Consider the following 24,997-nt stretch of genomic DNA (forward strand, 5'->3'; position numbering starts at 1 on the left):
GTGCTGCGATCCGGTGCGGTGACCCGGCGCTGCGGTCCGGTGCGGTGACCCGGTGCCGCGATCCGGTGCTGCGATCCGGTGCGGTCACCCGGTGCCGCGACCCGGTCCAGGGGCGGGGCCCCGGCCGCGGACGGCACCCGGCGACGAAACCCGGCGACGCGATCTTGCCAAGCCGCCCGCCGCCCACGGACCCTGGTGCCGGACAGGGCACGTGCCGACCAGCGAGAGGACTCGATCAGGGTGTCGAGCAGGCCCGCGACGGGCGCCACCATCACCAATCCCGTGATCCCCGGCTTCTTCCCCGATCCGAGCGTCTGCCGGGTGGGCGAGGACTACTACCTCGCCTGTTCCAGTTTCGAGTACTTCCCCGGCGTGCCCCTCCTCCACAGCCGGGACCTGGTGCACTGGACCCAGATCGGCAACGTCCTCGACCGGCCCGGCCAGCTGCGGCTACCGCCGGACGCGCCCTCCTCCGGCGGCGTCTACGCGCCGACCCTGCGCCACCACGACGGCCGCTTCTGGCTGGTCGTCACCAATGTCAGCGGCGGCGGCAACCTGCTGGTCACCGCCACCGACCCGGCGGGCCCCTGGTCCGACCCGGTCCCGCTGCCCGGCGTCCCCGGCATCGATCCCGACCTCGCCTGGGACGACGACGGCACCTGCTGGTGCACCGTCGCCGGCGTGGGGCAGGTCCGGCTCGACCCGCACACCGGGCGGACGCTCGGGCCCTTCCGGCACATCTGGTCCGGGACGCCCGGTGCCAAGGCCCCGGAGGCGCCGCACCTGTACCGGATCGGCGACCACTGGTACCTGCTGATCGCCCAGGGCGGCACCGAACGCGGCCACGGCGTCTCCGTGGCCCGCAGCCGCACCCCCGACGGACCGTTCGAGCCGTGCCCGGCCAACCCGGTCCTCACCCACCGCGGCACCGACCACCCCGTCCAGAACACCGGCCACGCCGACCTGGTCCAGGGCCCGGACGGCTCGTGGTGGATGGTGCTGCTCGGGGTCCGGCCGGGCGGCGGAACCCCCGGGTGGCACGTCCTCGGCCGGGAGACGTTCCTGGCGCCCGTCGACTGGGTGGACGGCTGGCCGGTGGTCGGCGAGATGGCACCGGAGGCACCGGCGCCCCCGTGGCCGCTGCGGCCGGGTCCCGCCCTCCCCGTCCGGGACGACTTCGACCGCGCCGAACTGGCCCCGCACTGGGTGTCCCTGCGGCACCGCCCGCCGGAGGACTGCACCACCGGGGCACGACCCGGGTGGCTCACCCTGCGCGCCCGCGGCGGCTCGCTCGACGCCACCGACGTGACCTTCGTCGGCCGCCGCCAGCAGCACCCGTCCTGCCGGGCCCGCGTCCTGGTCGACCTCGCGGACGGCGACGGCGGCCTGGCCGTACGCCTCGACGAACAGCACCACTACGCCGTCGAGGCCACGTCCGGCGAGGTGTGCGTGCGGGCCCGCATCGGCCCGCTGGGCACGGTGGTGGCGACCCGGCCCGTGCCGCCCGGACCGGTGGTCCTGCGCGTGGAGGTGGCCGCCTCCCGCGACCTCACCGACCCGCGCACCGGCCCCGACACCGTGACGCTCGGCGTGGAGGAACCCGACGGCACCTTCGCCGCCCTGGCCTCCCTCGACGGCCGGTACCTGTCCACGGAGGTCGCCGGCGGCTTCACCGGCCGCGTCCTCGGCGTGTACGCCGCGACCGGCTCCCTGCACGTCGACTGGTTCGACTACGAGCCGCTCGACGACTGACCGGTGCGGCAACGTCCGCGCGCAGGCGAGGCGCACGTCGCGGGGGCCCGCGGGCGGCCAGGCGCCGCCGGGGCCACGATCCGCGGTGCTTCCGGGCGCCGATAGGCTGGGACCATGCCGTCCCCCCGCCGTACCGCCCGCCAGGCCGACCTGCTGGAACGACTCGTGGCACTGCTGACGGCCCAGGGCTTCTCCGACCTCACCCTCGACGACCTCGCCGAACGGCTGCGCTGCTCCAAGACGACCCTGTACCAGCTCGCCCGCAGCAAGCAGGGCCTGGTCGTCGAGGCGGTCAAGCACTACTTCCGGGGGGCCACGGAGGCGGTGGAGAAGCGGGTCGCCCAGACCGCCGACCCGTCCGACCGGGTGCGTGCCTACCTGACCGCCGTCGCCGAGCAGCTGCGGCCGCTCTCGCGCCGTTTCCTGGACGACGTGGCGGACTTCCCGCCCGCGCGCGAGGTGTACGAGGCCAACACGCGCATGGCGGCGGAGCGGGTGCGGCGGCTGATCGCCGAGGGCGTCTCGGACGGCGCCTTCCGGGACGTGCACACCGCGTTCGTGGGCGAGGTCGCCGCGGCCACCATGCGGCAGATCCAGCAGGGCGAGCTCCAGGCGCGCACCGGGCTGAGCGACGCCGAGGCGTACGAACAGCTGGCCTCGCTGATCGTGCACGCCGTCTCGTCCTGACGACCCGACCCCGGTTTCCGGGAGACCTGGGCCCTACTGCGCCGCGCCCCCTTGCCGTACGCTGAATGATACTGTCGTACTCCTTCCAGTATCGTTTCGTGGAGGTCACCATGCCTGCCACTCGTGCCCTGCCGACCGAGGAAGCCGTCGAGCTCATCCAGCTCACGCGGATCCTCGCCGCCAAGGAACTCGCACCCCGGGTCGCCGAGGCGGAGGCCGACGAGGCGTTCCCCCGGGACGTCTTCCGCACGCTCGGCCGCAGCGGGCTGCTCGGACTGCCCTTCGCCGAGGAGCACGGCGGGGCGGACCAGCCGTACGAGGTCTACCTCCAGGTGCTGGAAGAGATCGCCGCGGTCTGGTCCAGCGTCGCCGTCGGCGTCTCCGTGCACGCGCTGTCGTGCTTCCCGCTCTCCCGCTTCGGCACCCCCGAGCAGCAGGCCGAGTGGCTGCCCGACATGCTGGGCGGCGAGCTGCTCGGCGCCTACTGCCTGTCCGAGCCGCACGCCGGCTCCGACCCGGCCGCGATGCGCACGCGCGCGGTGCGCGACGGCGACCACTACGTGCTCAACGGCGCCAAGGCGTGGACCACGCACGGCGGGCACGCCGACTTCTACACGGTGATGGCCCGCACCTCGGAGGACCGCACCCGGGGCGTGTCCTGCTTCCTCGTCCCGGCCGGCACGCCCGGCCTGAGCGCCGACCCGCCCGAGCGCAAGATGGGCCTGACCGGCTCCGCCACCGCCACCATGCGGCTGGACGGCGTGCGGGTGCCCGTGGAGCGGCGCATCGGCCAGGAGGGCGAGGGCCTGAAGATCGCGCTGGCCTCGCTGGACTGCGGCCGGCTCGGCATCTCCGCCGTCGCCACCGGCCTCGCCCAGGGCGCCCTGGACCACGCCGTGCGCTACGCCCGCGAGCGCGAGACCTTCGGCAAGCCGATCATCGAACACCAGGGCCTGGCCTTCGTCCTCGCCGACATGGGCGCCGCCGTCGAGTCCAGCCGTGCCATCGCGCTGGCCGCCGCCCGGCTGAAGGACCAGGGGCTGCCCTTCACGCGCGAGGCGGCCATCGCCAAACTCGTGTCGACCGACAACGCGATGAAGGTGACCACGGACGCGGTGCAGGTGCTCGGCGGGTACGGCTACACGCGCGACTTCCCCGTCGAGCGCTACATGCGCGAGGCCAAGGTCATGCAGATCTTCGAAGGAACCAACCAGATCCAGCGCATGATCATCTCTCGTGCGCTGGACCGGAGCGAGGGCGGTCTGCTCACCGTCCTCGGCAAGGAGTGATGATGCAGCTCGACAACACCGCCGCCCTCGTCACCGGCGGTGCGTCCGGCCTGGGCGCGGCCACCGCGAAGGCCCTCGCCGAGCGCGGTGCGCGGGTCTTCGCCCTGGACCTCAAGGACGCCGTGGACGGGGCCCCCGAGGTGGCCGGCGTCACCTACCTGGCCGCCGACGTCACCGACCCCGAGCAGGTGCGCACCGCCGTCGCCGCCGCGGCCGGCGCGGGCGTGCCGCTGCGCACGGTCGTCAACTGCGCGGGCATCGGCCCGTCCATGCGCATCCTCGGCAAGAAGGGCCCGCACGACCTCGCGCTGTACGCGAAGGTGATCCAGATCAACCTGATCGGCACCTTCAACGTCATGACGCTCGCCGCGGAGGCCATCGCGCGGACCGAGCCGGTCGACGAGCACGGGCAGCGCGGCGTGGTCGTCAACACCGCCTCCATCGCCGCCTACGACGGTCAGATCGGGCAGGCCGCCTACGCCTCCTCCAAGGGCGGCGTCGTCGGCCTGACCCTGCCGGCCGCGCGCGACCTGGCGCAGTACGGCATCCGGGTGTGCACCATCGCCCCGGGCATCGTGGACACCCCGATGATGGCCACGGTCTCCGAGGAGTTCCGCACCTCCCTCGCCCAGGGCGTGCCCTTCCCGCACCGGTTCGCCCGGCCGGAGGAGTACGCCGAGCTGGCCCTGGCCATCGTCGGCCACGACTACCTCAACGGCGAGACCGTCCGCATGGACGGCGCCCTGCGCATGGCGCCCCGCTAGGGACCCCCCGACGGACCGGCTGCCGGTCCTGCCTCACGGCCGGACCAGCAGCCGGAAGTCGAAGGCGTACCGGGACGCGCGGTAGACGTGCGTGCCGTACTCGACCGCCCGCCCGGTGTCGTCGTACGCCGTGCGGCGCATGGTCAGCAGGGCCGCCCCCTCCGCCTCGTCGAGGCGGGCGGCCTCCTCGCCCGTGGCCGAGCGGGCCCCGATCGTCTGCCGGGCGCTGTGCAGGGTGATGCCCGCGGCCCGCAGCATCCGGTACAGGCCCGTCGACTCCAGCCGCCCGGTGTCCAGCTCCAGCAGGCCGGCCGGCAGGTGGTTGCGCAGGAACGCCACCGGCCGGCCGTGGGTGCTGCGCAGCCGCTCCAGCACGACCACCTCGGCGCCCTCCGGCACGGTCAGCGCGGCGGCGACGTCGGCGCTCGCCGGGACGTGCTCGTTGCGCAGCACGCGCGTGCTCGGACCCTGCCCCGCGGCCTCCAGGTCGTCGTAGAGGCTGCTCAGCTCCAGCGGCCGTCTCACCTGGCTGTGCACGACCTGCGTGCCCACTCCGCGGCGCCGTACCAGCAGGCCCTTGTCGACCAGCGACTGGATCGCCTGGCGCACCGTCGGCCGGGACAGGCCCAGCCGGGTCGACAGGTCGATCTCGTTGCCCAGGAGGTCACCGGGGGCCAGTGCCCCCTGTTCGATGGCCGCCTCCAGCTGCTGGGCGAGCTGGTGGTAGAGCGGGACCGGGCTGACGCGGTCCAGGGTGAAGCGCAGGGCGTCGACCGCGGAGCCCGCCAGGGCACGCGCGCGGCCACCGGTGCTCGGCATCGGGGCACCTCCTCGGGCGGGGGTGGTGAGGGGTACGTGCGTGCGCCGGGGGTAGAGATCATCCGCGTCGACGGGGCGGACCCGGCCCCTCAGGTGTAGGCCCGGCCGACCGAGGCTGTCAATGGTTTGTACTTACATTCTGACCTTGTTGTGAAATGATGTCCTAACAAAGTATTGACAGAGGGCGCCCCAGGGAATTGGATTCCGTCCCAACAGCGCACGAGCGCACCGGGCCCCGGATCCCCGCGATCCTCATCGGAACCCGCCGTTTCTCTCCGTCGCACAGTGAGGTGCAGGAAGATGGACCGCTCTTCTCCCTCCCGCTCCCGCAGAATCGCCCCGGTCGTGGCCATGGCCGCGGCGGTGGCCCTGACCCTCGCCGGCTGCTCCAGCAGCTCCGGCGGGAAGAAGGCCGAGGAGGGAGGCGCCGACGCCTCCGCGGGCAAGGCGAACACCCCCCGGATGACCGTCGCCCTGGTGACCCACCAGTCGCCCGGCGACACGTTCTGGGACATCGTCCGCAAGGGTGCCGAGGCCGCCGCGGCCAAGGACAACATCAAGCTCGTCTACTCGGCCGACCCCAACGCCGGCAACCAGGCCAACCTGGTGCAGAACGCGATCGACCAGAAGGTCGACGGCATCGCGGTCACGCTCGCCAAGCCCGACGCCCTCAGGAGCGTCGCCGGCAAGGCGAAGGCGGCGGGCATCCCGGTCGTCGGCCTCAACTCCGGCGTGAGCGACTGGAAGAAGCTCGGCCTGCTGGAGTTCTTCGGCCAGGACGAGACGGTGGCCGGCGAGGCGCTCGGCAACAAGCTCAACTCGGTCGGTGCCAAGAAGGCCGTCTGCGTCGTCCAGGAACAGGGCAACGTCGGCCTGACCCAGCGCTGCGACGGGGTGAAGAAGACCTTCTCCGGCTCGCTGGAGAACCTCTACGTCAACGGCACCGACATGCCCTCGGTGAAGTCGACGATCACCGCGAAGCTCAAGCAGGACTCCTCCCTGGACCACGTCATCGCCCTCGGCGCCCCCATCGCGCTGACCGCGGTGCAGTCGGTCTCCGACGCGGGCAGCAAGGCGAAGGTCGCCACCTTCGACCTCAACAAGGACCTGACCGGCGCGATCTCCAAGGGCACCATCGAGTTCGCCGTCGACCAGCAGCCCTACCTCCAGGGCTACCTGGCCATCGACTCGCTCTGGCTCTACAAGAACAACGGCAACTACATGGGCGGCGGTGAGCAGCCGGTGCTGACCGGCCCGGCCTTCGTCGACAAGTCGAACGTCGACTCGGTCGCCCAGTTCGCCGCGAAGGGCACCCGGTGATGAGCATGACCCAGCAGGCTGGGCCGGCGGTGACCACACCGCCGGCCCCCGGCCCCCGGGAGAAGGACGGCCGGACCACCCGACGCCCGCTCGCCCTGCGCCTGTTGGCCCGCCCCGAGGTCGGGGTGTTCCTCGGCGCCGTGGCGGTGCTCGTCTTCTTCCTGATCGCGGCCCCGACGCTGCGCCAGGGCAGTTCCATGGCCACGGTCCTCTACCAGTCCTCCACCATCGGCATCATGGCGCTGCCCGTGGCCCTGCTGATGATCGGCGGCGAGTTCGACCTCTCGGCCGGCGTCGCCGTCATCACCTCGGCGCTCACCGCCAGCATGCTCAGCTTCCAGCTCACGGTGAACGTGTGGACCGGCGTCCTGGTGGCGCTCCTGCTGTCCCTCGCCATCGGCTGGTTCAACGGCTGGATGGTGGTCAGGACCGGACTGCCGAGCTTCCTGGTCACCCTCGGCACCTTCCTGATCCTCCAGGGCGTCAACCTCGCGGTGACCAAGCTGGTCACCGGCAACGTCGCCACCGACGACATCAGCGACATGGACGGCTTCGACCAGGCCAGGAAGGTCTTCGCCTCCTCCTTCGACGTCGGCGGGGTCCAGGTGAAGATCACCGTGGTGTGGTGGCTCGTCTTCGCCGCCCTCGCCACCTGGGTGCTGCTGCGCACCAAGTACGGCAACTGGATCTTCGCGGTCGGCGGCAACAAGGAGAGCGCCCGTGCCGTCGGCGTCCCGGTGACCTTCACCAAGATCACCCTGTTCATGACCGTGGGCTTCGGCGCCTGGTTCATCGGCATGCACAATCTGTTCTCCTTCAACACCGTCCAGTCCGGCGAGGGCGTCGGCCAGGAGCTGATCTACATCGCCGCCGCCGTCATCGGCGGCTGTCTGCTCACCGGCGGCGCCGGCTCGGCCATCGGCCCGGTCTTCGGCGCCTTCATGTTCGGCATGGTGAACCAGGGCATCGTCTTCGCCGGCTGGAACCCCGACTGGTTCAAGGCGTTCCTCGGCGTGATGCTGCTCGGCGCCGTCCTGATCAATCTGTGGGTCCAGCGCACGGCGACCCGGAGGTGACCGCGATGACGAACGACGACACACACGGCGCGATCCTCGCCGACGACAGCGTGCCCGGCAGCGCCGACGGCGCCCTGGTCGAACTGCGCGGCGCGGGCAAATCGTACGGCAACATCCGCGCCCTGCACGGCGTCGACCTGACGGTGCACCCGGGCCGGGTGACGTGCGTGCTCGGCGACAACGGCGCCGGCAAGTCCACCCTCATCAAGATCGTCTCCGGGCTGCACCAGCACACCGAGGGCGAGTTCCTGGTCGACGGCGAGCCGGTGCGCTTCAGCACGCCGCGCGAGGCCCTCGACCGCGGCATCGCCACCGTCTACCAGGACCTGGCGACCGTGCCGCTGATGCCGGTGTGGCGCAACTTCTTCCTCGGCTCGGAGATGACGAAGGGACCCTGGCCCGTACGGCGCCTCGACATCGCCCGGATGAAGAAGACCGCCGACGAGGAACTGCGCAACATGGGCATCGTCCTCGACGACCTCGACCAGCCCATCGGCACCCTCTCCGGCGGCCAGCGCCAGAGCGTCGCCATCGCCCGCGCCGTCTACTTCGGCGCCCGCGTGCTCATCCTGGACGAGCCCACCGCCGCCCTCGGCGTCAAGCAGTCCGGTGTGGTCCTGAAGTACATCGCCGCCGCCCGCGACCGCGGACTCGGCGTCATCTTCATCACCCACAACCCCCACCACGCCTACATGGTCGGCGACCACTTCAGCGTCCTGCGCCTGGGCACCCTGGAACTGTCCGCCGCGCGCAGCGAGGTCAGCCTGGAGGAACTGACCAACCACATGGCCGGCGGCGCCGAACTGGCGGCGCTGAAGCACGAGTTGGCCCAGGTACGCGGCGTCGACACCGGGGGACTCCCCGAGGAGGCGGACCTCACCGCGCCCACGGCGACCCCATCGGGCTCGACGACGACCCCATCGGGCCCGACGACGACCCCGTCCGAGGGAACCGCCTGACAGCGGCCGGGGCCACGGCGGCGGAAGCCGCGCCCGCGGGCCCCCGCGCGCTCCCGACAGGACGGCGCGCGGGGGCCCTCCTATGCTGGTCGGTACGGGAATCGTCCGGCGCTTCGCCGCCTTCCGTCCCGCCGCCTCCACGACGACGCGGGACCGGCCCTCATGCGTCCAGCCAGGGAGTGCACCCATGTCGCCTGCGTCCGTACGACTGCGCCGGGGGATCGTCGTCGCCGCCGCGGTGGGAGCGCTCGTGGTGCCCCTCGCGGGGGCCACCGCGGCGCCCCAGTCCCCGCCGGGGTCCCTCGCCGCGGCCGACCGGTCCTCGCCGTCCCCGTCCCCCTCGCCGTCCGGGGGCGTGGTCGAGCTGACCCCCGCCGTGCAGCGGCAGCTCGACGACGCCGTCCAGCAGGTGATGAAGGAGGCGAACGTCCCCGGCGTCAGCGTCGGCGTCTGGACCCCCGACAAGGGCGAGTACGTGAAGTCCTTCGGCGTCGCCGACAAGAACACCGGCCGTCCGATGACGCCCGACCTGTACCTGCGCATCGGCAGCGAGACCAAGACGTTCACCGTCACCGCGCTGCTGCAACTCGTCGACCAGGGCAAGGTCGGCCTGGACGACACCATCGGCAAGTACATCGAGGGCGTCCCCAACGGCGACAAGATCACCCTGCGCCAGCTGGCCGGGATGCGCAGTGGACTGTTCAACTACTCGCAGGACGAAGCCTTCTTCAAGGCGCTCACGTCCGACCCGCAACGCCACTTCACCCCGCAGCAACTGCTCGACTACGCCTTCAAGCACCCCGTGCTCTTCCCGCCGGGCGAGAAGTTCTACTACTGCAACACCAACCTGATCCTGCTCGGCCTGGTGGTCGAGAAGATGTCCGGGCAGCAGCTCGCCGGCTACATCCACGACCACGTCCTCGAGCCCGCCGGCCTCGACCACACGTCCTTCCCGGCCGGCGCCGAGTTCCCCGATCCGCACGCGCAGGGCTACACGGACCAGACCGCGAACGGCCAGGTCGAGGACACCGCCGACTGGAACCCCTCCTGGGCCTGGGCGGCCGGCGCCATGATCTCCCAGCTGCAGGACCTGCGGGTGTGGGCGCGCACCGTCGCCACCGGCCAACTGCCCGACGGGAACCGGATGATCAGCGAGGCCACGCAGAAGCAGCGGCTCGCCACGCCCCCGACGTCCATCCCCGGCGCCGGCTACGGCCTCGGGATCTTCGACGTCCAGGGGTGGATCGGCCACAACGGATCGCTGCCGGGCTACGAGTCGCTGACCATCTACCTGCCGTCGGCGCAGGCCACGTTGGTGGTCATGCTGAACACCGACATCAACTACAAGGGCCAGGAGCCCAGCACCGTGTTCGGCGACGCGATCACCCGGATCATCTCGCCGAGCCACGTGTTCAACCTGCCGGCGGAACCGGCCGCCCACTGACGGCCGTACCCGCCGGGAGAGTTGCCGGGCCGCGCCGAGGAGCGGAGCGCGGCCCGCGGCGGCCCGCGCGTCGTCAGGCTCCGCGCACCTCCGCGATCGTCACCGGCCGGTGCTCGTGCAGCGACAGCGTGCACGCCTCCGCGATCCAGCCCGCCTCCAGCGCGTCCTCGATCGTGCACGGGGAGGGCCGCGTGCCGGCCACCACCTCGGTGAACGCGGTGAGTTCGGCGCGGTAGGCCGCGGTGAAGCGGTCCATGAAGAAGTCGTGCGGGGTGCCCGCGGGGAAGGTCACGCCGGGCTCCACCGAGCGCAGCGGCAGTTTGTCGTCCAGGCCGACCGCGATGGAGTCCCGGAAACCGTGGATCTCCATGCGCACGTCGTAACCCCGGCCGTTGTGCCGGGAGTTGGACACCACCGCGAGGGTGCCGTCGTCCAGGGTGAGGACGGCACCGGTGGTGTCGGCGTCGCCCGCCTCCCGGATGTGGTCCGCGCCCCGGTTGCCGCCGGCGGCGTACACCTCGGTGACCTCGCGGCCGGTGACCCAGCGGATGATGTCGAAGTCGTGCACCGAGCAGTCCCGGAAGATGCCTCCGGAGGCGGCCACGTAGGCGGCGGGCGGCGGTGCCGGGTCGAGCGTGGTGGACCGCACCGTGTGCAGCGTGCCGAGTTCACCGCCGCGCACGGCGGCCCGCGCGGCGACGAACCCCGCGTCGAAGCGGCGGTTGTAGCCGATCTGGATCGGCACGTCCGTGTCCCGCACGGCCCGCAGCACCTCGACGCCCTCGCCGATGGTCCGGGCGACGGGCTTCTCGCAGAACACGGGGACGCCCGCCTCGACGCCGGCGCGGATCAGGGCCGGGTGGGCGTCCGTGGCCGCCGCGACGACGATGCCGTCCACGCCGGCGGCCAGCAGGGCCTCGGGGGAGTCCGCGACCTCGGCGCCGAACCGTTCGGCGGCGGCCTTGGCGGCGTCCGCGAAGGGGTCGGCGACGATGAGCGAGTCGACGGCGTCGAGTCCGGAGAGGGTCTCGGCGTGGAAGGCGCCGATGCGGCCGAGGCCGAGGATTCCGATGCGCATGGGGTGCGGCTCCTGGGTGCGGGGTCGAACGGGGCGTACGGGTCGAAGAGGTCGGACGGGGGATGGGAAACGGGGGAGGGGCGGGGGCCGGGAGGCGCGGAGGGGCGCGCTAGTCGAGGCCGCCGAGTACGTTCTGGTCCCAGTCGATCACCGAACCGGTGACCACGCCCGACCGGTCGGACAGCAGGAACACCACGAAGTCCGCGATCTCGTCCGGCCGGCCCAACGTGCCCATCGGCAGCGCGGCGGCGGCCCGCTCACGCCAGTCGTCGCCCGCGCCGTGGAAGGCGCGCTGGGTCGCGTCCTCGCCCTCGGTCGCCGTCCAGCCGATGTTCAGGCCGTTGATCCGGATGCGGTCCCAGCGGTGGGCGTGGGCCGCGTTGCGGGTCAGGCCCGCCAGCCCTGCCTTCGCGGCGACGTACGGCGCCAGGAAGGGCTGGCCGCCGTGCGCCGACGAGGTGATGATGTTGACGATCGTGCCCGGGGCCCCGCGCGCGACCATGTCGGCCACCGCCGCCTGCATCGCGAAGAACGGCCCCCTGAGGTTGACCGCCACGTGCTGGTCGAACAGCTCGGGCGTGGTGTCCAGCAGGGTGCCCCGTGCCGTGAGCCCCGCCGAGTTCACCAGGCAGTCGATCCGGCCGTGGGCCTCGACCACCCGGGCCACGACGGCCTTCGCCTGCCCGGCGTCGGCGAGGTCGGCCCGTACGTACATCGCCGTGCCGCCCGCCGCCGTCACCTCGGCCACCAGCGCCTCGCCGGGCTCCGGCCGGCGCCCGCTGACGGCGACCGCCGCGCCCTCGCGGACCGCCGCCCGGGCGATCGCGGCACCCACGCCCTGGCTGCCGCCGTTGACCAGGACGACCTTGTCGTCGAGAAGTGCCATCCGTGTCCCCTGTCCCCTGTCCCCAGTCCCTTGTCAGCCGTCTCCGGTGCGTCCCGCCGTGTGGGCCGGCCGCCCGCCGTGGTCCCGTCGCTCAGTCCGTGTGCCGGCTCTCGCGGCGCCGCGCGCCCGCGCGCAGCGCGTCCCGCAGGGCCTCGGGGGTCCAGCGCTCCCGCAGGGCCCGCCGTACGGTGTCGGCCTGGGACGGCGGGGCCAGTCCCTCGACGGGCGGGTCGCTGTCCAGGTTGGTCGGGAAGGGATAGCCCTCCGCGCAGGCGGCGACGACCCGCTCCAGCCGGGCCGGGTCCTCGCCCTCGTCGGCGCGCTTGAGCAGCACCGGGTAGACGGCGTTGCTGACCGCCTCCCGGTCCACGGTCTCCATGGCCCGTCCGAACGCCGAGGAGACCTGGAGCAGGTTGGCCGTGCGCCGTACGTCGGCGGTGACGTTGCTGCCCGCGGCGTGGAACACCGCCGGGTTGAAGAAGGCGGCGTCGCCCTTGGCCAGCGGCAGCTGGACGCGGTGCGCGTCGAAGTAGTCCTGGAACTCGGGCAGCCGCCAGGCCAGGTAACCGGGCTCGTAGCGCTGGGAGTAGGGCAGGTACAGGGTGGGGCCCGACTCCAGTGGCATGTCGCCGTGGGCCACCGCGCCCTGGAGGGTCAGCACGGGGGAGAGGCGGTGCACGTGCGCCGGGTAGGCGGCCGCGGCCTCGTCGGAGAGGAACCCCAGGTGGTAGTCGCGGTGCGCGGTCTGCGCGGCACCGCCCGGGTTGACCACGTTGACCTGTGAGGTGACCCGGTAGCCGGGGCCGAGCCAGGCCGTGGAGACCAGGGCCAGGACGTCGTTGGCGTAGTAGTCGGCGAACGTCTCGGCGTCGTACAGGGCCGTCTTCTCCAGGGCGTTCCACACGCGGTCGTTGGCGCCCGGCCGCGCGAAGTGGTCGCCGGCCGTGGCGCCGGAGGCGTGCTGGTCCGCGATCAGCGCGTCGAAGACCGCCGACATCCGGTCCACCACCACCGGGTCGGGGAAGGCGCCCCGGAAGACCACGACACCGGGGCCGTCGGAGAGCGCCCGCACCAGTTCGGCGGACACCGCGTCGCCGTCGGCGGACCGCAGCCGCCCGCTGTCGTAGACGAGCACGTTCTGCTCGGCGGACTCGGCGTGCGGGTAGTCGGCGGGGTCGGTGGTGCGCTCGACCAGCGACCGGAAGGTGTCGAGGGAGCAGTCCTGCCGGGACAGCCGGGCGCCGGGGGCTCGGGACATCGTCGTCCTTTCGGTCGGGGGAGCGGAGCCGGAGCGATGCGCCCACGGCAGCGGTCCCGTCACGCGGCCCGTACGGCCACGGGGCCGTGCGGGCTCTGTCATTCTTGTCAGTACAAACCCCTCGAACAACCGGCAGCGAGCCGTCAAAAACCCCTCAAGCCGACGGACCACACCAGCGAGGAGCCCGCCGTGGGTCACCCCTTCCCTCTCCGTGAGATCGCACGTCAGGCGGGTCTCAGCGAGGCCACCGTCGACCGGGTCCTCAACGGCAGGGGAGGGGTCCGCGCCTCCACCGCGCAGGAGGTGCACCGGGCCATCGCCGACCTCGACCGCCAGCGCACCCAGGTGCGGCTGGTGGGCCGCACGTTCATGGTCGACATCGTGATGCAGGCGCCGGAGCGGTTCTCGACCGCCGTGCGCGCCGCCCTGGAGGCCGAACTGCCGTCGCTGCACCCGGCGGTGCTGCGCTCGCGCTACCACTTCCGGGAGACCGCCCCGGCGGCGGAACTCGTGCGGATCCTGGACCGGATCGCCCGGCGCGGCTCGCAGGGCGTGATCCTCAAGGCCCCGGACGTGCCCGAGGTGACCGCGGCCGCCGGCCGGCTGGCGGCGGCCGGCATCCCCGTCGTCACCCTGGTCACCGACCTGCCGTCGAGCGCCCGCGTCGGCTACGTCGGCATCGACGACCGCGCCGCCGGGGCCACCGCCGCCTACCTGATGGGACAGTGGCTCGGCGACCGGCCCGGCCATGTGCTGACCAGCCTCAGCAGCGGCTTCTTCCGCAACGAGGAGGAGCGCGAGATGGGCTTCCGCGCGGTGATGCGCGCCCGGCACCCCGAGCGCGCCCTCGTCGAGATCGCCGAGGGGCAGGGCCTGGACGCCACCCAGTACGACCTCGTGCGGGCCGCCCTCGCCCGCGACCCGGAGATCCGCGCCGTCTACTCCATCGGCGGCGGCAACATCGCCACCCTGCGCGCCTTCGCGGACGCGGGCCGCGAGTGCGCGGTCTTCGTCGCGCACGACCTCGACCACGACAACACGCGGCTGCTGCGCGAGCACCGGCTGTCCGCGGTGCTCCACCACGACCTGCGCCAGGACCTGCGGGAGGCGTGCCACCTCGTGATGCGGGCCCACGGCGCGCTGCCGCAGGCCGGGCCGTCACTGCCCTCCGCGATCCAGGTGGTCACGCCGTACAACATGCCACCGACGGCGCCCGCCTGAGCCACGCCGTCGTCCTCGCTCACGGCGCGGACCGCAGGGGCGGGGCCTGCCAGGTCATCCCCGGGGGCTGGAGCAGGGGCGGGGGCTCGGGACCGGGGTCGTCGGTGTCGACGACCCCGGCGGCCGCGGGGTCGAAGCCGGCGGGCCAGCGGGTGTGTTCGCTGGCCAGGGCGCCGGTCAGCCGGGCTCCGGCGAGGTCGGCGGTGCTCAGGTCGGTGCCGCGCAGGTCGGCCATCCGCAGGTCGGCGCGGTGGAAGAGCGCGCCGTGGGCGTCGGCCTTGCGCAGGTTCGCCTCGCGCAGGTCGGTCTCGGTGAAGTCGGCGTCCCGCAGGTCGGCTTCGACCAGTTTCGCGCCCCGCAGGTCGGCCAGGACGCAACGGGCCCGGCGCAGGACCGCCGTCGTGAGGTCGGCGTGCCGCAGGTTGACCGAGACCAGGGAGGCCTGGCTCAGATTGGCGTGGTACAGGCCCGCCGCCTCCATGCAGGCGCGGTCCAGGTTGACGTCGGGGAACCACAGTCCGTCACAGTCGGCCCGGCGCAGGTCGGTGGCGCTGAGGTTGACCCAGGACTGCTCCCGCTTCTCGCACAGCACGCCGAGTGCCGTCAATGCCACCTGGGAGTCGGCCGCGCGGGTCTCCAGGGGCGCGATGTCGTTGATGGGCACGTCCGCCGCCGGCGCTCCCGGCCCGGCGGGCGGCCAGGGCAGATGGGTGCGCAGGTAGGCGGCCTGGATCGAGATGATGGCCTCCCGGTCGCGGGCGGACTGCTCGGCGATCCGCCACAGTGCGTGCAGCCCGCCGATCCGCACGTCCGGCTTGTCGCTGCCGAGCTGGTCGACGGCCCGGCTGAACCGGTCGGTGACGTAGCCCTCCTGGGTGGCGCGCAGGGCGTCCTGGCTCACCCGCAGCTGCCGCCACGTGGCGTACGCGCCGAAGAGCACGACGAGGCCGCCGACCACCTGCAGGAGCATCGTGCGGACGTCGTTCACCGCCTTCAGCCGCTCCTGTGCGGCGACGCCGGCCCCGGCGAGGTCGTGGTCGACCACCGCGCCCGGCAGGACGACGAACACCGCGCCGACGACGACCAGCCCCGCCGCTCCGGCCAGCGCGGCCACGGCCGCGCGACGCCGGGCCGGCCGGTTTCGCCAGGTGCGGTGGCCGTCACCCGTTTCCCCCGTGTCCATGGGCACGGAAGCCTAGACACCGCTCAGGACACAAGCAAGATCGACTGCGCCGGGCGACCGGCGACCGGCGAGCGGCGTCGCGGCCCGCTTCAGCGGTGGGTGCGTACGCCGTCCAGGGCGATGGCGAGGACGCGGTCGCGCTGCGCGTCGTCGGTGAAGTGGGTGGCGCTGATGCCGGCGACCATGCGCAGCAGGTCACCGAAGTCCATGTCGGAGCGGGCCTCGCCGGCCTGCTGGGCGCGCTCGAAGAGCGGGCCGCCGGCCGCGTACATCGAGTCCCGGCACGCGCCGAGGATCTCCGACTCGCCCTCCAGGGCCTCACGCACCGCCCGCTTGGTCACCATGTAGCCCGCGAACCGGTCCAGCCAGGCGGCCAGGGCCTCCCAGGGCTCCCGGTCGGCCACCTCCAGCGCCGCCCGGCACAGGGCGTCCACCTCGTCGGCGTAGACGCTCTCGAAGAGGGCGCGGCGGGTGGGGAAGTTGCGGTACAGGGTGCCGATGCCGACGCCCGCGCGCCGGGCGATGTCCTCCAGGGAGGCGTCCGCGCCGTTCTCCGCGAACGCCTCGCGGGCGGCGGCCAGCAGCGCGTCGAAGTTGCGGGCGGCGTCCTTGCGGTGCGGACGCTGGGCCGCGACGATCGCGCTGACGGGGAACGACGGGGTCGTCACGGTGCCTCCCAGGGGCGGATCCACGGACGGGACGGGTCCACGGACGGGACGGGTCTACGGACGGGACGGTTGTCTGCGGTCAAGGGACAGTACGGCTGTCTGCGGTCAAAGCGGAGGCTGTCCTCCGATACGAGTTGAACCGGAGGGGTGCCTCCGTTAGAGTGGAGGGGTACCTCCACTTTAGCAGTGCGGGAGGGCCGGCGCGTCCTGCGCGGCCTCCCGCGCGTCCGGAGAGGCCCCTCATGCCCCGCACCTCCACCCGCCTCACCTTCGCGGTCCTCGCGACCGGTGCCGGCGTGTTCTCCATGCTCCAGTCGCTGATCGCGCCGGCCCTGCCGACCGTCCAGCACGCCCTGCACACCTCGCAGTCCACCGTCACCTGGGTGATGACGGCCTACCTGCTGTCCGCCTCGGTGTTCACCCCGATCCTCGGCCGGGTCGGCGACCTGATCGGCAAGAAGCGCACCCTCGTAGCGGTGCTGCTCGCCGTCCTGGCCGGCTGTCTGCTCGCCGCGCTCGCCCCCAGCATCGGCGTCCTCATCGTCGCCCGCGTCGTCCAGGGCGTCGGCGGCGCCCTGTTCCCGCTGTCCTTCGGCATCATCCGGGACGAGTTCGCGCCCTCCCGCGTCCCCGGCAGCATCAGCAACCTGTCCGCCGTGATCGCCGCCGGCGGCGGTGTCGGCATGGTGGCCGCCGGCCCCATCGTGTCCGCGCTCGACTACCGCTGGCTGTTCTGGATACCGGTCGCCATCGTGGCCGCCGCGACCCTGATCGCCGTGCGCTACGTCCCCGAGTCCCCGCGCCGCACCGGCGGCCGGGTCAACTGGTCCGGCGCCGTGCTCCTTTCGGGCTGGCTGGTCGCCCTGCTGCTGCCGCTCAGCCAGGCGGGCGTCTGGGGCTGGGGATCGGCCCGAGTCGTCGGCCTGTTCGCCCTCGCCGCCGTCCTGTTCGCGCTGTGGCTGACCGGCGAGGCCCGCTCGCGCACCCCGCTGATCGACCTGCGCGTGATGCGGCTGCCCGCCGTGTGGACCACCAACCTCGCCGCGCTGCTGTTCGGCGCCGGCATGTACGCCATCTGGTCGTTCCTGCCGGGCTTCGTGCAGACGCCGTCGGCCGCGGGGTACGGCTTCGGCGCCAGTGTCACCGCCTCCGGGCTGCTGATGCTGCCGATGCTCCTCGCGATGTTCGTCTCCGGCGTGCTCAGCGGCCGCCTCGAACCCCGGCTCGGCGCCAAGGCGTTGCTGGTGTCCGGCGCCGCGTTCGGCGCGGTCGCCCTCGCCTTCCTCGCCCTGTGGCACGACGCGCAGTGGCAGATCGCCGTCGTGGCGGGCCTGTTCGGCTTCGGGATCGGCCTGGCCTTTGCCTCGATGGCCAACCTCATCGTGGGCAGCGTCCCGGCCGAGCAGACCGGCGCCGCGACCGGCATGAACGCCAACATCCGCACCATCGGCGGCTCCATCGGCGCCGCGGTGACCGGCGTCCTGGTCACCGGCCGGCTCCAGCCCTCCGGCCTGCCGTACGAGTCCGGCTACACCCACGGATTCACCCTGCTCGCCGTGCTGTGCCTGGCCGCGGCGCTGGCCGCGCTGCTGGTCCCGGTGCGCCGCGCCGCCGGCGGCCCGGCCGGGAAGGCACCGCGCGCCGAATCCGGGCCCGCCATGCCCCAACTGACGGAGCCCGGGCGGTCGGTGCGGCCGGTGGAGTCCGGTGAGCCGGTGGGTCCCACGCCCCGCGGCTGACTCCGCCGAGGCGCCTGCCGGGACCGTCGCACGGCCCGCACGGCCCGCACGGTGCGCCCACGCAAGGGGGCTCCCCGTCCCTCACCACCTGTGAGGGACGGGGAGCCCCCTGCCGCACGTCAGGCCCCTGCGGTCAGACCCCGCCGCGCTCCCGCGGGATCTTCTGGCCGGCCTCGATCGCCACCGGCAGGCGGTTCTCCGCCGGGGGCAGCGGGCAGGTGGCCAGGTCCGTGTACGCGCACGGCAGGTTCGCGGCGCGGTTGAAGTCCAGGACCACCGTGCCGTCGGCCGCCGGCGGGTCGAGGGACAGGGACCGGTTGGCCGCGTAGGTGGTCACCCCGGAGGTCGCGTCGGTGAACAGCACCGACAGCCGACCCTCGCCGTGCCCCGGGAACGCCGTCAGGGACAGCGCACGCCCCTCCCACTCGAACTCGACCCGCCCCGGAGCCTCGTACACGTGCTCCAGGCCCTCGACCGCGGCACCCACGGTGGTCGGCCGGGGCGTGTCGAACGGGACGTAACGGCCCGTCACCACCCAGCGCGGGTCGGGCGCGTAGGCGGGGGTCCCGGTGAACGCCGTGCGCAGCGGCGCGTCCGGGTGCCGGGGCCGCACGATGTCGTTGCCGCCGCGCCGGGCGACCTCGATGACCGCGTCGCCCCAGACCGCGTCGACGCCCCCGCGCTCGGGCAGCACGCCGAAGCGGTGCTCGCCGTGCACGGGCGTCCCGTCGACGACCAGTTCCTCCCCGTCGTCGAGCCGGACGACGACCCCCTCGGGGCCGGTGTGCCACGCGCCGGGCGCGTCCGGGAAGCGCTGCGGCCGCTCGTCCAGCCAGTGCAGGCCGGTGATCGCCAGGAAGCCGTGCGGTGCGGCGAGCCGGGCCTCCTGGGCGCGGTACCACTCCAGCCAGGTCTCGGTGAAGGCGTGCAGGTCCGTCGTGGTCGCCTCGGTGGTCATGCGTTCTCCTTCGTCGGGCGGGGCCTGAGCCCCGCGCCAGGTGTGTCGGGCGAGGGCGCGCCTCGCGTCCGGACCGCGCCGTACGGGCGTACGGCCGGCCGGCGTGGTCAGCGGGCGGCCAGGTCGCCGAGGAGGTCCCAGGTGCGCCGGCGGGCCGCGTCGCCCGCGATCTCGGTGCCCGCGAACACGACCTCGGTGGCACCGGCGTCGCGGTAGCGCCGCACCTCGGCCTCGACGGTCCGCTCGTCGCCGATCACGGCGACGTCGGCGGCCCGGCGGGCGCCCGAGAGCTCGATGACCCGGGCGTAGGACGGGAACTGCTCGTAGAACGCCAGGCGTTCCAGGGCCTCGGCGCGCACCGCGTCCGCGTCGTCCGTGACCACGCCGAACACCAGGGCCACGACCCGGGGAGCGGGACGGCCCGCCGCCTCGGCGGCCCTGGTCAGCGCGGGCACGATGTGGTCGGCCAGGGCGCGCGGGCCCGCCAGGTACGGCAGGATCCCGTCGGCCAGTTCACCGCTGGCCCGCAGCGCCTGCGGGCCCATCGCGGCGACCAGCAGCGGCACCCCGCCCTCGGCCCCCGGCACCCGCGCCGGCAGCGGAGTGCGGGCGGTGAGCAGCTCGCCCTGGAAGTCGGCCGTGCCGTGCTCGGTCAACTGCCGCAGGGCGGTGAGGAACTCGCGCAGCCGGGCGATGGGACGTTCGTAGGGCAGGCCGAAGCCGGTCTCCGTGAGCGGCTTGGTGCCCAGGGCCAGTCCGAGGTGGTAGCGCCCGTGGGTCGCCGCCTGCGCGGTCTGCGCCTGACTGGAGACCAGCAGGGGATGGCGGCCGAAGACCGGGATCGCGGACGTGCCCACGTGCAGCTCGGGCACCTCGCGCCCCACCAGGGCCGCCAGTTGGGGCGAGTCCGCCCCGAAGGTCTGCCCGAACCAGGCCGACCGCAGTCCCGCGGCCGCCGCCTCCTTGGCCAGCTCGACCGTGGCGTCGACCTGGTTGGGCGCGTCGGACGCGTTGAGCGCCACTCCCACCGTCACGCCGCTCACCCGGCCTGGCGTCGGTCGGCCGCCGACCGGTGGGTGAGGGGCTCGCGCAGGCCGAGGTGTTCGCGCAGCGTGGTGCCGGTGTACTCGGTGCGGTACACGCCGCGTTCCTGCAGTTCCGGGACGAGCAGGTCGACGATGTCGTCCAGTCCGTCGGGGATCAGGTACGGCGTGATGTTGAAGCCGTCGACGGCGCCGTGCCGCGCGTAGTGGGCGAACTTGTCTGCCAGGCCCGCGGGGGTGCCGACGTGTCCGCGCTGCGGGCCGAGCGCGATCACCGTCTCGCGCAGCGACCAGCCGTGCGCCTCGGCCTCGGCCCGCCACCGGTCCACGACCGTGCGCGGGTCGGCGATCCGCCGGGAGCCGAAGGAGCCGTCGTTCTCGGCGACGACCGGGTCCTCCTGCGGCAGCGGCCCGTCGGCGTCCCGGTCGGACAGGTCGATGCCCCACAGCAGTCCGGCGATCCCCAACGCGGTGGCGGGAGTGACCTGTTGCAGGCGCACCCAGCGCTTCTTCTCCTCGGCCTCCTCCTCGGTGGCGCCGATGATGATCTCGGTGCCGGGCAGGATGCGCAGGTCGTCGTCGGGTCTGCCGACCGCCCGCAGCCGGCGCCGGATGTCCTCGGCGAAGGCCAGCGCGTCGTCGAAGTCGCCGCCGTGGGCGGAGAAGATGACGTCCGCGTTGCGGGCGGCGAAGTCGCGTCCGTCACCCGAGTCGCCGGCCTGGAAGATCACGGGGTGGCCCTGGGCGCTGCGCGGCAGGGTCGGGGCGAGGTCGACGTCGAACTGCGGTCCGCGGTGGCGGACCCGGTGCACGGCGCCCGGCCGTGACCAGGCGGGCGCCCCCGCGGAACCGGCGACCGCGTCGTCCTCCCAGCCGTCCCACAGCGCGCGGGCCACCGTCAGGAACTCCTCGGCGCGCCGGTAGCGGTCGGCGTGGTCGAGGTAGCCGCCGCGGCGGAAGTTGGCGCCGGTCCAGGCGTTGTCGGTGGTCACCACGTTCCACCCGGCGCGCCCCTCGGAGAGCAGGTCGAGGCCGGAGAGGCGGCGGGCCAGGTCGGCGGGCTCGTTGTAGGTGGAGTTGGAGGTGGAGACCAGTCCGATGCGCCGGGTGACCGCGGCCAGCGCGGCGAGCTGGGTGACGGCGTCCGGCCGGCCGGCCACGTCGAGGTCGTGGATGCGGCCGTCGACCTCCCGCAGCCGCAGCCCTTCACCGAGGAAGAACGCGTCGAACAGGCCGCGTTCGGCGGTCTGCGCCACGCGGCGGAAGGAGGCCGGGTCGATCTGCGAGCCGCTCTCCGGGGCGGACCAGACGGTCCAGTGGTTCACGCCCTGGAAGAACACCCCGAAGTGCAGCTGGGCGTCCGGCCGGGGGACGTCGAGGGGGTCGGTGCGGGTCATCGGGCTTCCTCCAGGGCGGCCGCGGCGGCGAAGCGGTTGGCGGGGCGCTCCAGACCGAGGGTCGAGCGCAGGGACGTGCCGGGCAGCGGGCGGGCGACCAGGCGCCGCTCCGACAGGGCCGGCAGGACGAGGCGGGAGAGGACGGGCAGGTCCTCGTCGAGCACCAGCGGCCGCAGCCGTACGCCGTCGACGTGACGGCTCAAGTCGGAAAGGAGCGCGACGAGTTGCCCGGCGGGTCCGACGTGCCGCAGCCGGCCCCGGTCGGTCCACGGCGCGTGCCGCTCCAGGTCCGCGACCCGCTCGGCCCCGGTGGCCTCCGGCGTGTCCAGTGCCACCTCGACCTCGGCGAGGACCCGGGGCGTGCCCGCGCCCGCGGCGGCCGCGGCGACCGCGGCGACGTCGCGGCCGTCCACCAGGGCGACGTCGAGCAGGTCGGCGGACACCCGCTCCGGGCGGCCCAGGACGACGAGCTGGCCCTGCGGCGGGCGCGGCACGATCGCCGGTCCCTTGACGGCGAAGGTCTCCCCGGTGAAGTCGACGTAGTGCAGGCGGTCCCGGTCGAGGTAGCGGCTGGTGGCCACCGACCGCACGACCGCGTCGTCCTCCCACGAGTCCCACAGGGCCCGTGCCACCTCCACCCCGTCCCGTGACTCCCGGGCCCGCGCCTCGGCGCCGTCGACCGGCGGGCGCCCCCAGGCGCGCGCGGCCCCGGGCTGCTCCTCCTCCGTCACGACCCACCCGGCGCGCCCGGCGGAGATGTGGTCCAGGGACGCCAACTGGCTGGAGACGTGGAAGGGTTCGGCGTACGTGACCGGCACGACGGGCGCGATCCCGATGGTGCTCGTGGACGCGGCGACGAACGCCGCACGTTCGACCGCGCCGATCCGGCCCACCGGGTCCGGGGAACTCCCGGGCGGCAGCACGCCGTCGTCGAGGGTGATCAGGGTGAACCCGGCGTTCTCCGCGACGGCGGCGACGCGGGCCACGCGGCGCGGGGTGAGCAACTGGCCGGGCGAGTGGGCGGCGCGGCGCCAGGCCGCGGGGTGGGCGCCGTCGCCGTCGAGCTCGACGGCGAGGTGCAGGGCGGGTCCGGACAAGGCGGTTCCTTCCGGGAACACGAGTCGCGCCGGTGCGGGCGGGGACTCGGCGGTACGGGGCCACGACGGGGCGGCCGGCCGGCCGACGGGACGTGCCGGCGGCGGGGCGGACGCTGCGGGGTGACGGGGCGACGGGGTGACGGGGGTGAGGGGGACGCCAGGCGTCGGAAGCGGACGCGGACGTCGGGGTCAGGCGCGGCGCGTCACGCGCACGCGGTCAGACCCGGGCGGAAGGACAGACGGCGGACGAGGTGCGGCAGTAGTCCACGTGCCGCCGGATGATCAGCCGCGCACCCGTGCACGCACCGCGCGGTGCCGCGCCAGGTACGTCCATCGAGGGCCTCCACCCGCCAGAAACTTGTCGTTTCAACGTACTTCAACGTACGTGGTCGGCCCCGGCGGATGTCAAGGGCGCCCGGGGGGCGGACACGCCCTCCCCGGCCGGCCGCCAGCCGAGTTCCGGTGCGATCAGGTGGCGCACGTCGTGCAGGATCTGCTCGTAGTCGGCCTGCCGGAACTCGTACGGCAGCTCCAGGCGCAGCTCGGACACCGTGCCGACCACGGGGTCCGCGGCCAGCCGCTCCAGGATCTGCTCGGCGGGACCCACCAGGTCCGGGGCGAAGAGGGTGCGGCGCGGCCCCTGCGGTGCGAGGGTGCGCTCGTGGCGGCTCGCGGCGTAGGCGCGGTAGCGGGCCCGGGTGGCGGGGTCGGCGCCGTCGGTCGGCACGATCACCCGGCCCAGCGCCACCCGGGTCGGGGGGCGGCCGTCGCCCAGCGCGCCCCGGTACGCGTCCAGCAGCGCCGCCTGGGCGGTGGTGAAGTCGTCGCCGCCCTCGCCGGCGACGATGTTGCCGGTGAGCAGGTTCAGACCGTTCCCGCCGGCCCAGCGGGCCGAGCGCAGGCTGCTCGCGCCGTGCCAGACCCGGTCCAGGAGCCCGGGGGCGTGGGGCTGGAGCCGGGGCCGCTGGACGTTGCCGGGCGAGTGGATCACCGTGTCCGGGTCGCCGAGGTAGTCGCCGCGCAGGTGGTCGACGACGCGGGCGATCCTGCCGTACGACAGGTCCAGCGAGCGCCAGTCGCCGTCGTGCACGACGTCGCCGAGGAGCTCGGCGTGCGGCATGCCGGTGCTGAACCCGGCCTGCAGCCGGCCGCGGGACAGGACGTCGGCCAGGGCCAGGTCCTCGGCCAGGCGGAACGGGTTCTCGTAGCCGATGGGGATGACCGCCGTGCCCAGCTCGATCCGCGTGGTGCGCTGACCGGCGGCGGCCAGGAACACGGCGGCCGAGCCGACGCCGTGCTCCAGGTGGCGCTGGCGGATCCAGGCGCCGTCGTAGCCGAGCCGCTCCCCGTACGCGAACAGCCGGAGCGTCTCCTCCAGGCCGGTGTACGGGTCGTCGTCGGCGAAGTTGCCCGGTGTCAGGAAGGCCAGGGAGGTGATCCGGGGAGTGCTCATAGGGCGTTCGTCCTCACGGCGTGGTGATCCCGGCGAGCGGACCGGCGACGGACCGGGCGTACCGGGTCGGGGCGGCCCGCTGGGGGGGGCGGGGGAGAGGGGCAACAGGCGTGCGTGGGCTAGCGAATGACGAGACGTCAGGTGCCGGAGCGTCAGGTCGCGGCCGGTCGCGGGGACCCAGGTGCGGGGTCGCGGGGTGATCAGTGACCGGTGGCGCAACAGAGCGCGGCGGCGACCCGGACCAGGTCGACGCAGCGTCGGCAGGTCAGCGACGGGCGCGGCATGGGTCGATGCAAACACGGCCGGTCGCGGGCGTCAACGCGCCCTCGGCGGGAAGGGCGAGCGGGGCGCGCGGGTCCCGCACTGCGAGATGCAGTTCGACCAGGTCGGTCGCTGACCCCGCCGACGGCCCTGCGATCACCGCGCCACCGCTCCCTGCCGCTTCCCCGCACCTCCCTCTCCGCGCGCTGCCCGGCCTGGCCCGACATGCCTCGCATCGCCGAACGCTCCGAAGGCGGACCCCCCTTCACCGCCATGCAGTATCTCGGCATCAGCCTCCCCCCTTGACCCGGTATCGACATCGGGTTCGGTTGTCTGTAGGACGCGTCCTCGAAGAGAAGACCATCCACCGGCCGCGCCGATCCCTTTCCTGCGACGTCCCCGCCGCGTGGACCCGCACCGACGGCCCCGAGGATGCGGGCGGACTGGCGCGCCGCCGCCCGCACCCCGCTGCTCGTCCCTGAACAGCTATTGCGTCGAGGGCGGTTGGCCGGTGAGGGGCAGCGTGCCAGCGGTGCTTCGCAGGCTGATCGCCCCACGACCGGAGCGGGTCGGCGGCGGTCGGTGTCCTGGCATTACAGACGAGTTCGGCCAGTTCATTGTGCAACCCGACATGACCATGGGTCG

The 24,997-nt window shown here is 73.6% G+C and carries 21 protein-coding genes; 10 read left to right on the forward strand and 11 right to left on the reverse strand.

All coding sequences use genetic code 11. From position 1 onward, the window contains the following. Window positions 1-240 precede the first annotated feature (240 nt). The 4 genes from E4U91_RS30970 to E4U91_RS30985 all read left to right on the forward strand — a co-directional run bounded on the left by E4U91_RS30970 (window position 241) and on the right by E4U91_RS30985 (window position 4,492). Window positions 241-1,752 (forward strand): glycoside hydrolase family 43 protein, encoded by a 1,512-nt coding sequence (locus E4U91_RS30970; RefSeq protein ID WP_174867882.1) that lies wholly within the window; start codon window positions 241-243, stop codon window positions 1,750-1,752. A gap of 114 nt (window positions 1,753-1,866) precedes the next feature. Continuing rightward, on the forward strand, window positions 1,867-2,439 hold the full coding sequence (locus E4U91_RS30975) for a TetR/AcrR family transcriptional regulator (RefSeq protein ID WP_137309867.1): 573 nt from the start codon (window positions 1,867-1,869) through the stop codon (window positions 2,437-2,439). Between the two features lie 110 nt (window positions 2,440-2,549). Further along, complete coding sequence (locus E4U91_RS30980; protein ID WP_137309868.1) at window positions 2,550-3,728, forward strand: acyl-CoA dehydrogenase family protein; 1,179 nt, start codon at window positions 2,550-2,552, stop codon at window positions 3,726-3,728. A gap of 2 nt (window positions 3,729-3,730) precedes the next feature. Then, window positions 3,731-4,492, forward strand: a complete 762-nt coding sequence (locus E4U91_RS30985; protein WP_137301101.1) for an SDR family NAD(P)-dependent oxidoreductase — start codon at window positions 3,731-3,733, stop codon at window positions 4,490-4,492. A 33-nt stretch (window positions 4,493-4,525) separates the two neighbouring features. Here the strand turns inward: E4U91_RS30985 and E4U91_RS30990 are convergent, their stop codons facing one another. Then, window positions 4,526-5,311: a GntR family transcriptional regulator gene (locus E4U91_RS30990; protein WP_137309869.1), complete on the reverse strand. Its 786-nt coding sequence runs from the start codon at window positions 5,309-5,311 to the stop codon at window positions 4,526-4,528. Between the two features lie 300 nt (window positions 5,312-5,611). On the opposite strand from E4U91_RS30990, the gene E4U91_RS30995 reads away from it, so the two are divergent. The 4 genes from E4U91_RS30995 to E4U91_RS31010 all read left to right on the forward strand — a co-directional run bounded on the left by E4U91_RS30995 (window position 5,612) and on the right by E4U91_RS31010 (window position 10,110). Next, a complete protein-coding gene (locus E4U91_RS30995) occupies window positions 5,612-6,631 on the forward strand; it encodes a sugar ABC transporter substrate-binding protein (RefSeq protein WP_137309870.1) in 1,020 nt (339 codons plus the stop codon). Further along, window positions 6,631-7,707 (forward strand): ABC transporter permease, encoded by a 1,077-nt coding sequence (locus E4U91_RS31000; protein WP_137309871.1) that lies wholly within the window; start codon window positions 6,631-6,633, stop codon window positions 7,705-7,707. Before E4U91_RS30995 ends, E4U91_RS31000 begins: the two co-directional genes overlap by 1 nt. Before the next feature lie 5 nt (window positions 7,708-7,712). Beyond that, window positions 7,713-8,666: an ATP-binding cassette domain-containing protein gene (locus tag E4U91_RS31005; RefSeq protein ID WP_137309872.1), complete on the forward strand. Its 954-nt coding sequence runs from the start codon at window positions 7,713-7,715 to the stop codon at window positions 8,664-8,666. A 187-nt stretch (window positions 8,667-8,853) separates the two neighbouring features. Then, window positions 8,854-10,110: a serine hydrolase domain-containing protein gene (locus E4U91_RS31010; protein ID WP_137309873.1), complete on the forward strand. Its 1,257-nt coding sequence runs from the start codon at window positions 8,854-8,856 to the stop codon at window positions 10,108-10,110. A 73-nt stretch (window positions 10,111-10,183) separates the two neighbouring features. Here the strand turns inward: E4U91_RS31010 and E4U91_RS31015 are convergent, their stop codons facing one another. The 3 genes from E4U91_RS31015 to E4U91_RS31025 form a co-directional block, all read right to left on the reverse strand. Then, window positions 10,184-11,188, reverse strand: a complete 1,005-nt coding sequence (locus E4U91_RS31015; protein ID WP_137309874.1) for a Gfo/Idh/MocA family protein — start codon at window positions 11,186-11,188, stop codon at window positions 10,184-10,186. Between the two features lie 109 nt (window positions 11,189-11,297). After that, entirely contained in the window at window positions 11,298-12,074 is a 777-nt protein-coding gene (locus tag E4U91_RS31020; RefSeq protein ID WP_137309875.1) for an SDR family oxidoreductase, read from the reverse strand. A gap of 91 nt (window positions 12,075-12,165) precedes the next feature. Then, window positions 12,166-13,332, reverse strand: coding sequence for a phytanoyl-CoA dioxygenase family protein (locus E4U91_RS31025; RefSeq protein WP_137309876.1), 1,167 nt, complete (start codon window positions 13,330-13,332; stop codon window positions 12,166-12,168). A gap of 189 nt (window positions 13,333-13,521) precedes the next feature. Here E4U91_RS31025 and E4U91_RS31030 point away from each other — a divergent pair, with 189 nt between their 5' ends. After that, on the forward strand, window positions 13,522-14,553 hold the full coding sequence (locus E4U91_RS31030) for a LacI family DNA-binding transcriptional regulator (protein WP_137309877.1): 1,032 nt from the start codon (window positions 13,522-13,524) through the stop codon (window positions 14,551-14,553). A 19-nt stretch (window positions 14,554-14,572) separates the two neighbouring features. Here the strand turns inward: E4U91_RS31030 and E4U91_RS31035 are convergent, their stop codons facing one another. Continuing rightward, window positions 14,573-15,736 carry a pentapeptide repeat-containing protein gene (locus E4U91_RS31035; protein WP_338326694.1) on the reverse strand — a complete coding sequence of 388 codons (1,164 nt, stop codon included), beginning with the start codon at window positions 15,734-15,736 and terminating at the stop codon, window positions 14,573-14,575. An 89-nt stretch (window positions 15,737-15,825) separates the two neighbouring features. Beyond that, entirely contained in the window at window positions 15,826-16,404 is a 579-nt protein-coding gene (locus E4U91_RS31040; protein WP_137309878.1) for a TetR/AcrR family transcriptional regulator, read from the reverse strand. A gap of 242 nt (window positions 16,405-16,646) precedes the next feature. On the opposite strand from E4U91_RS31040, the gene E4U91_RS31045 reads away from it, so the two are divergent. Beyond that, a complete protein-coding gene (locus E4U91_RS31045; RefSeq protein ID WP_241678745.1) occupies window positions 16,647-18,143 on the forward strand; it encodes an MFS transporter in 1,497 nt (498 codons plus the stop codon). A 133-nt stretch (window positions 18,144-18,276) separates the two neighbouring features. Here E4U91_RS31045 and E4U91_RS31050 read toward each other — a convergent pair whose 3' ends face one another. From E4U91_RS31050 to E4U91_RS31070, 5 genes are all read right to left on the reverse strand, one after another. Beyond that, complete coding sequence (locus E4U91_RS31050) at window positions 18,277-19,101, reverse strand: DUF1684 domain-containing protein (RefSeq protein WP_137309879.1); 825 nt, start codon at window positions 19,099-19,101, stop codon at window positions 18,277-18,279. Window positions 19,102-19,208: 107 nt separating this feature from the next. Continuing rightward, a complete protein-coding gene (locus E4U91_RS31055) occupies window positions 19,209-20,135 on the reverse strand; it encodes an LLM class F420-dependent oxidoreductase (RefSeq protein WP_137309880.1) in 927 nt (308 codons plus the stop codon). Window positions 20,136-20,140: 5 nt separating this feature from the next. Next, entirely contained in the window at window positions 20,141-21,541 is a 1,401-nt protein-coding gene (locus tag E4U91_RS31060) for an NtaA/DmoA family FMN-dependent monooxygenase (RefSeq protein ID WP_137309881.1), read from the reverse strand. Continuing rightward, window positions 21,538-22,638 carry an LLM class flavin-dependent oxidoreductase gene (locus E4U91_RS31065; RefSeq protein WP_137309882.1) on the reverse strand — a complete coding sequence of 367 codons (1,101 nt, stop codon included), beginning with the start codon at window positions 22,636-22,638 and terminating at the stop codon, window positions 21,538-21,540. The genes E4U91_RS31060 and E4U91_RS31065 overlap by 4 nt, the downstream gene beginning before the upstream one ends. A 376-nt stretch (window positions 22,639-23,014) precedes the next feature. Next, window positions 23,015-24,091 carry an LLM class flavin-dependent oxidoreductase gene (locus tag E4U91_RS31070; protein WP_137309883.1) on the reverse strand — a complete coding sequence of 359 codons (1,077 nt, stop codon included), beginning with the start codon at window positions 24,089-24,091 and terminating at the stop codon, window positions 23,015-23,017. Between the last annotated feature and the right edge of the window lie 906 nt (window positions 24,092-24,997).

This window comes from Streptomyces lasalocidi, from assembly GCF_005280215.1.
GTDB classification, from domain to species: Bacteria; Actinomycetota; Actinomycetes; order Streptomycetales; family Streptomycetaceae; genus Streptomyces; species Streptomyces longwoodensis.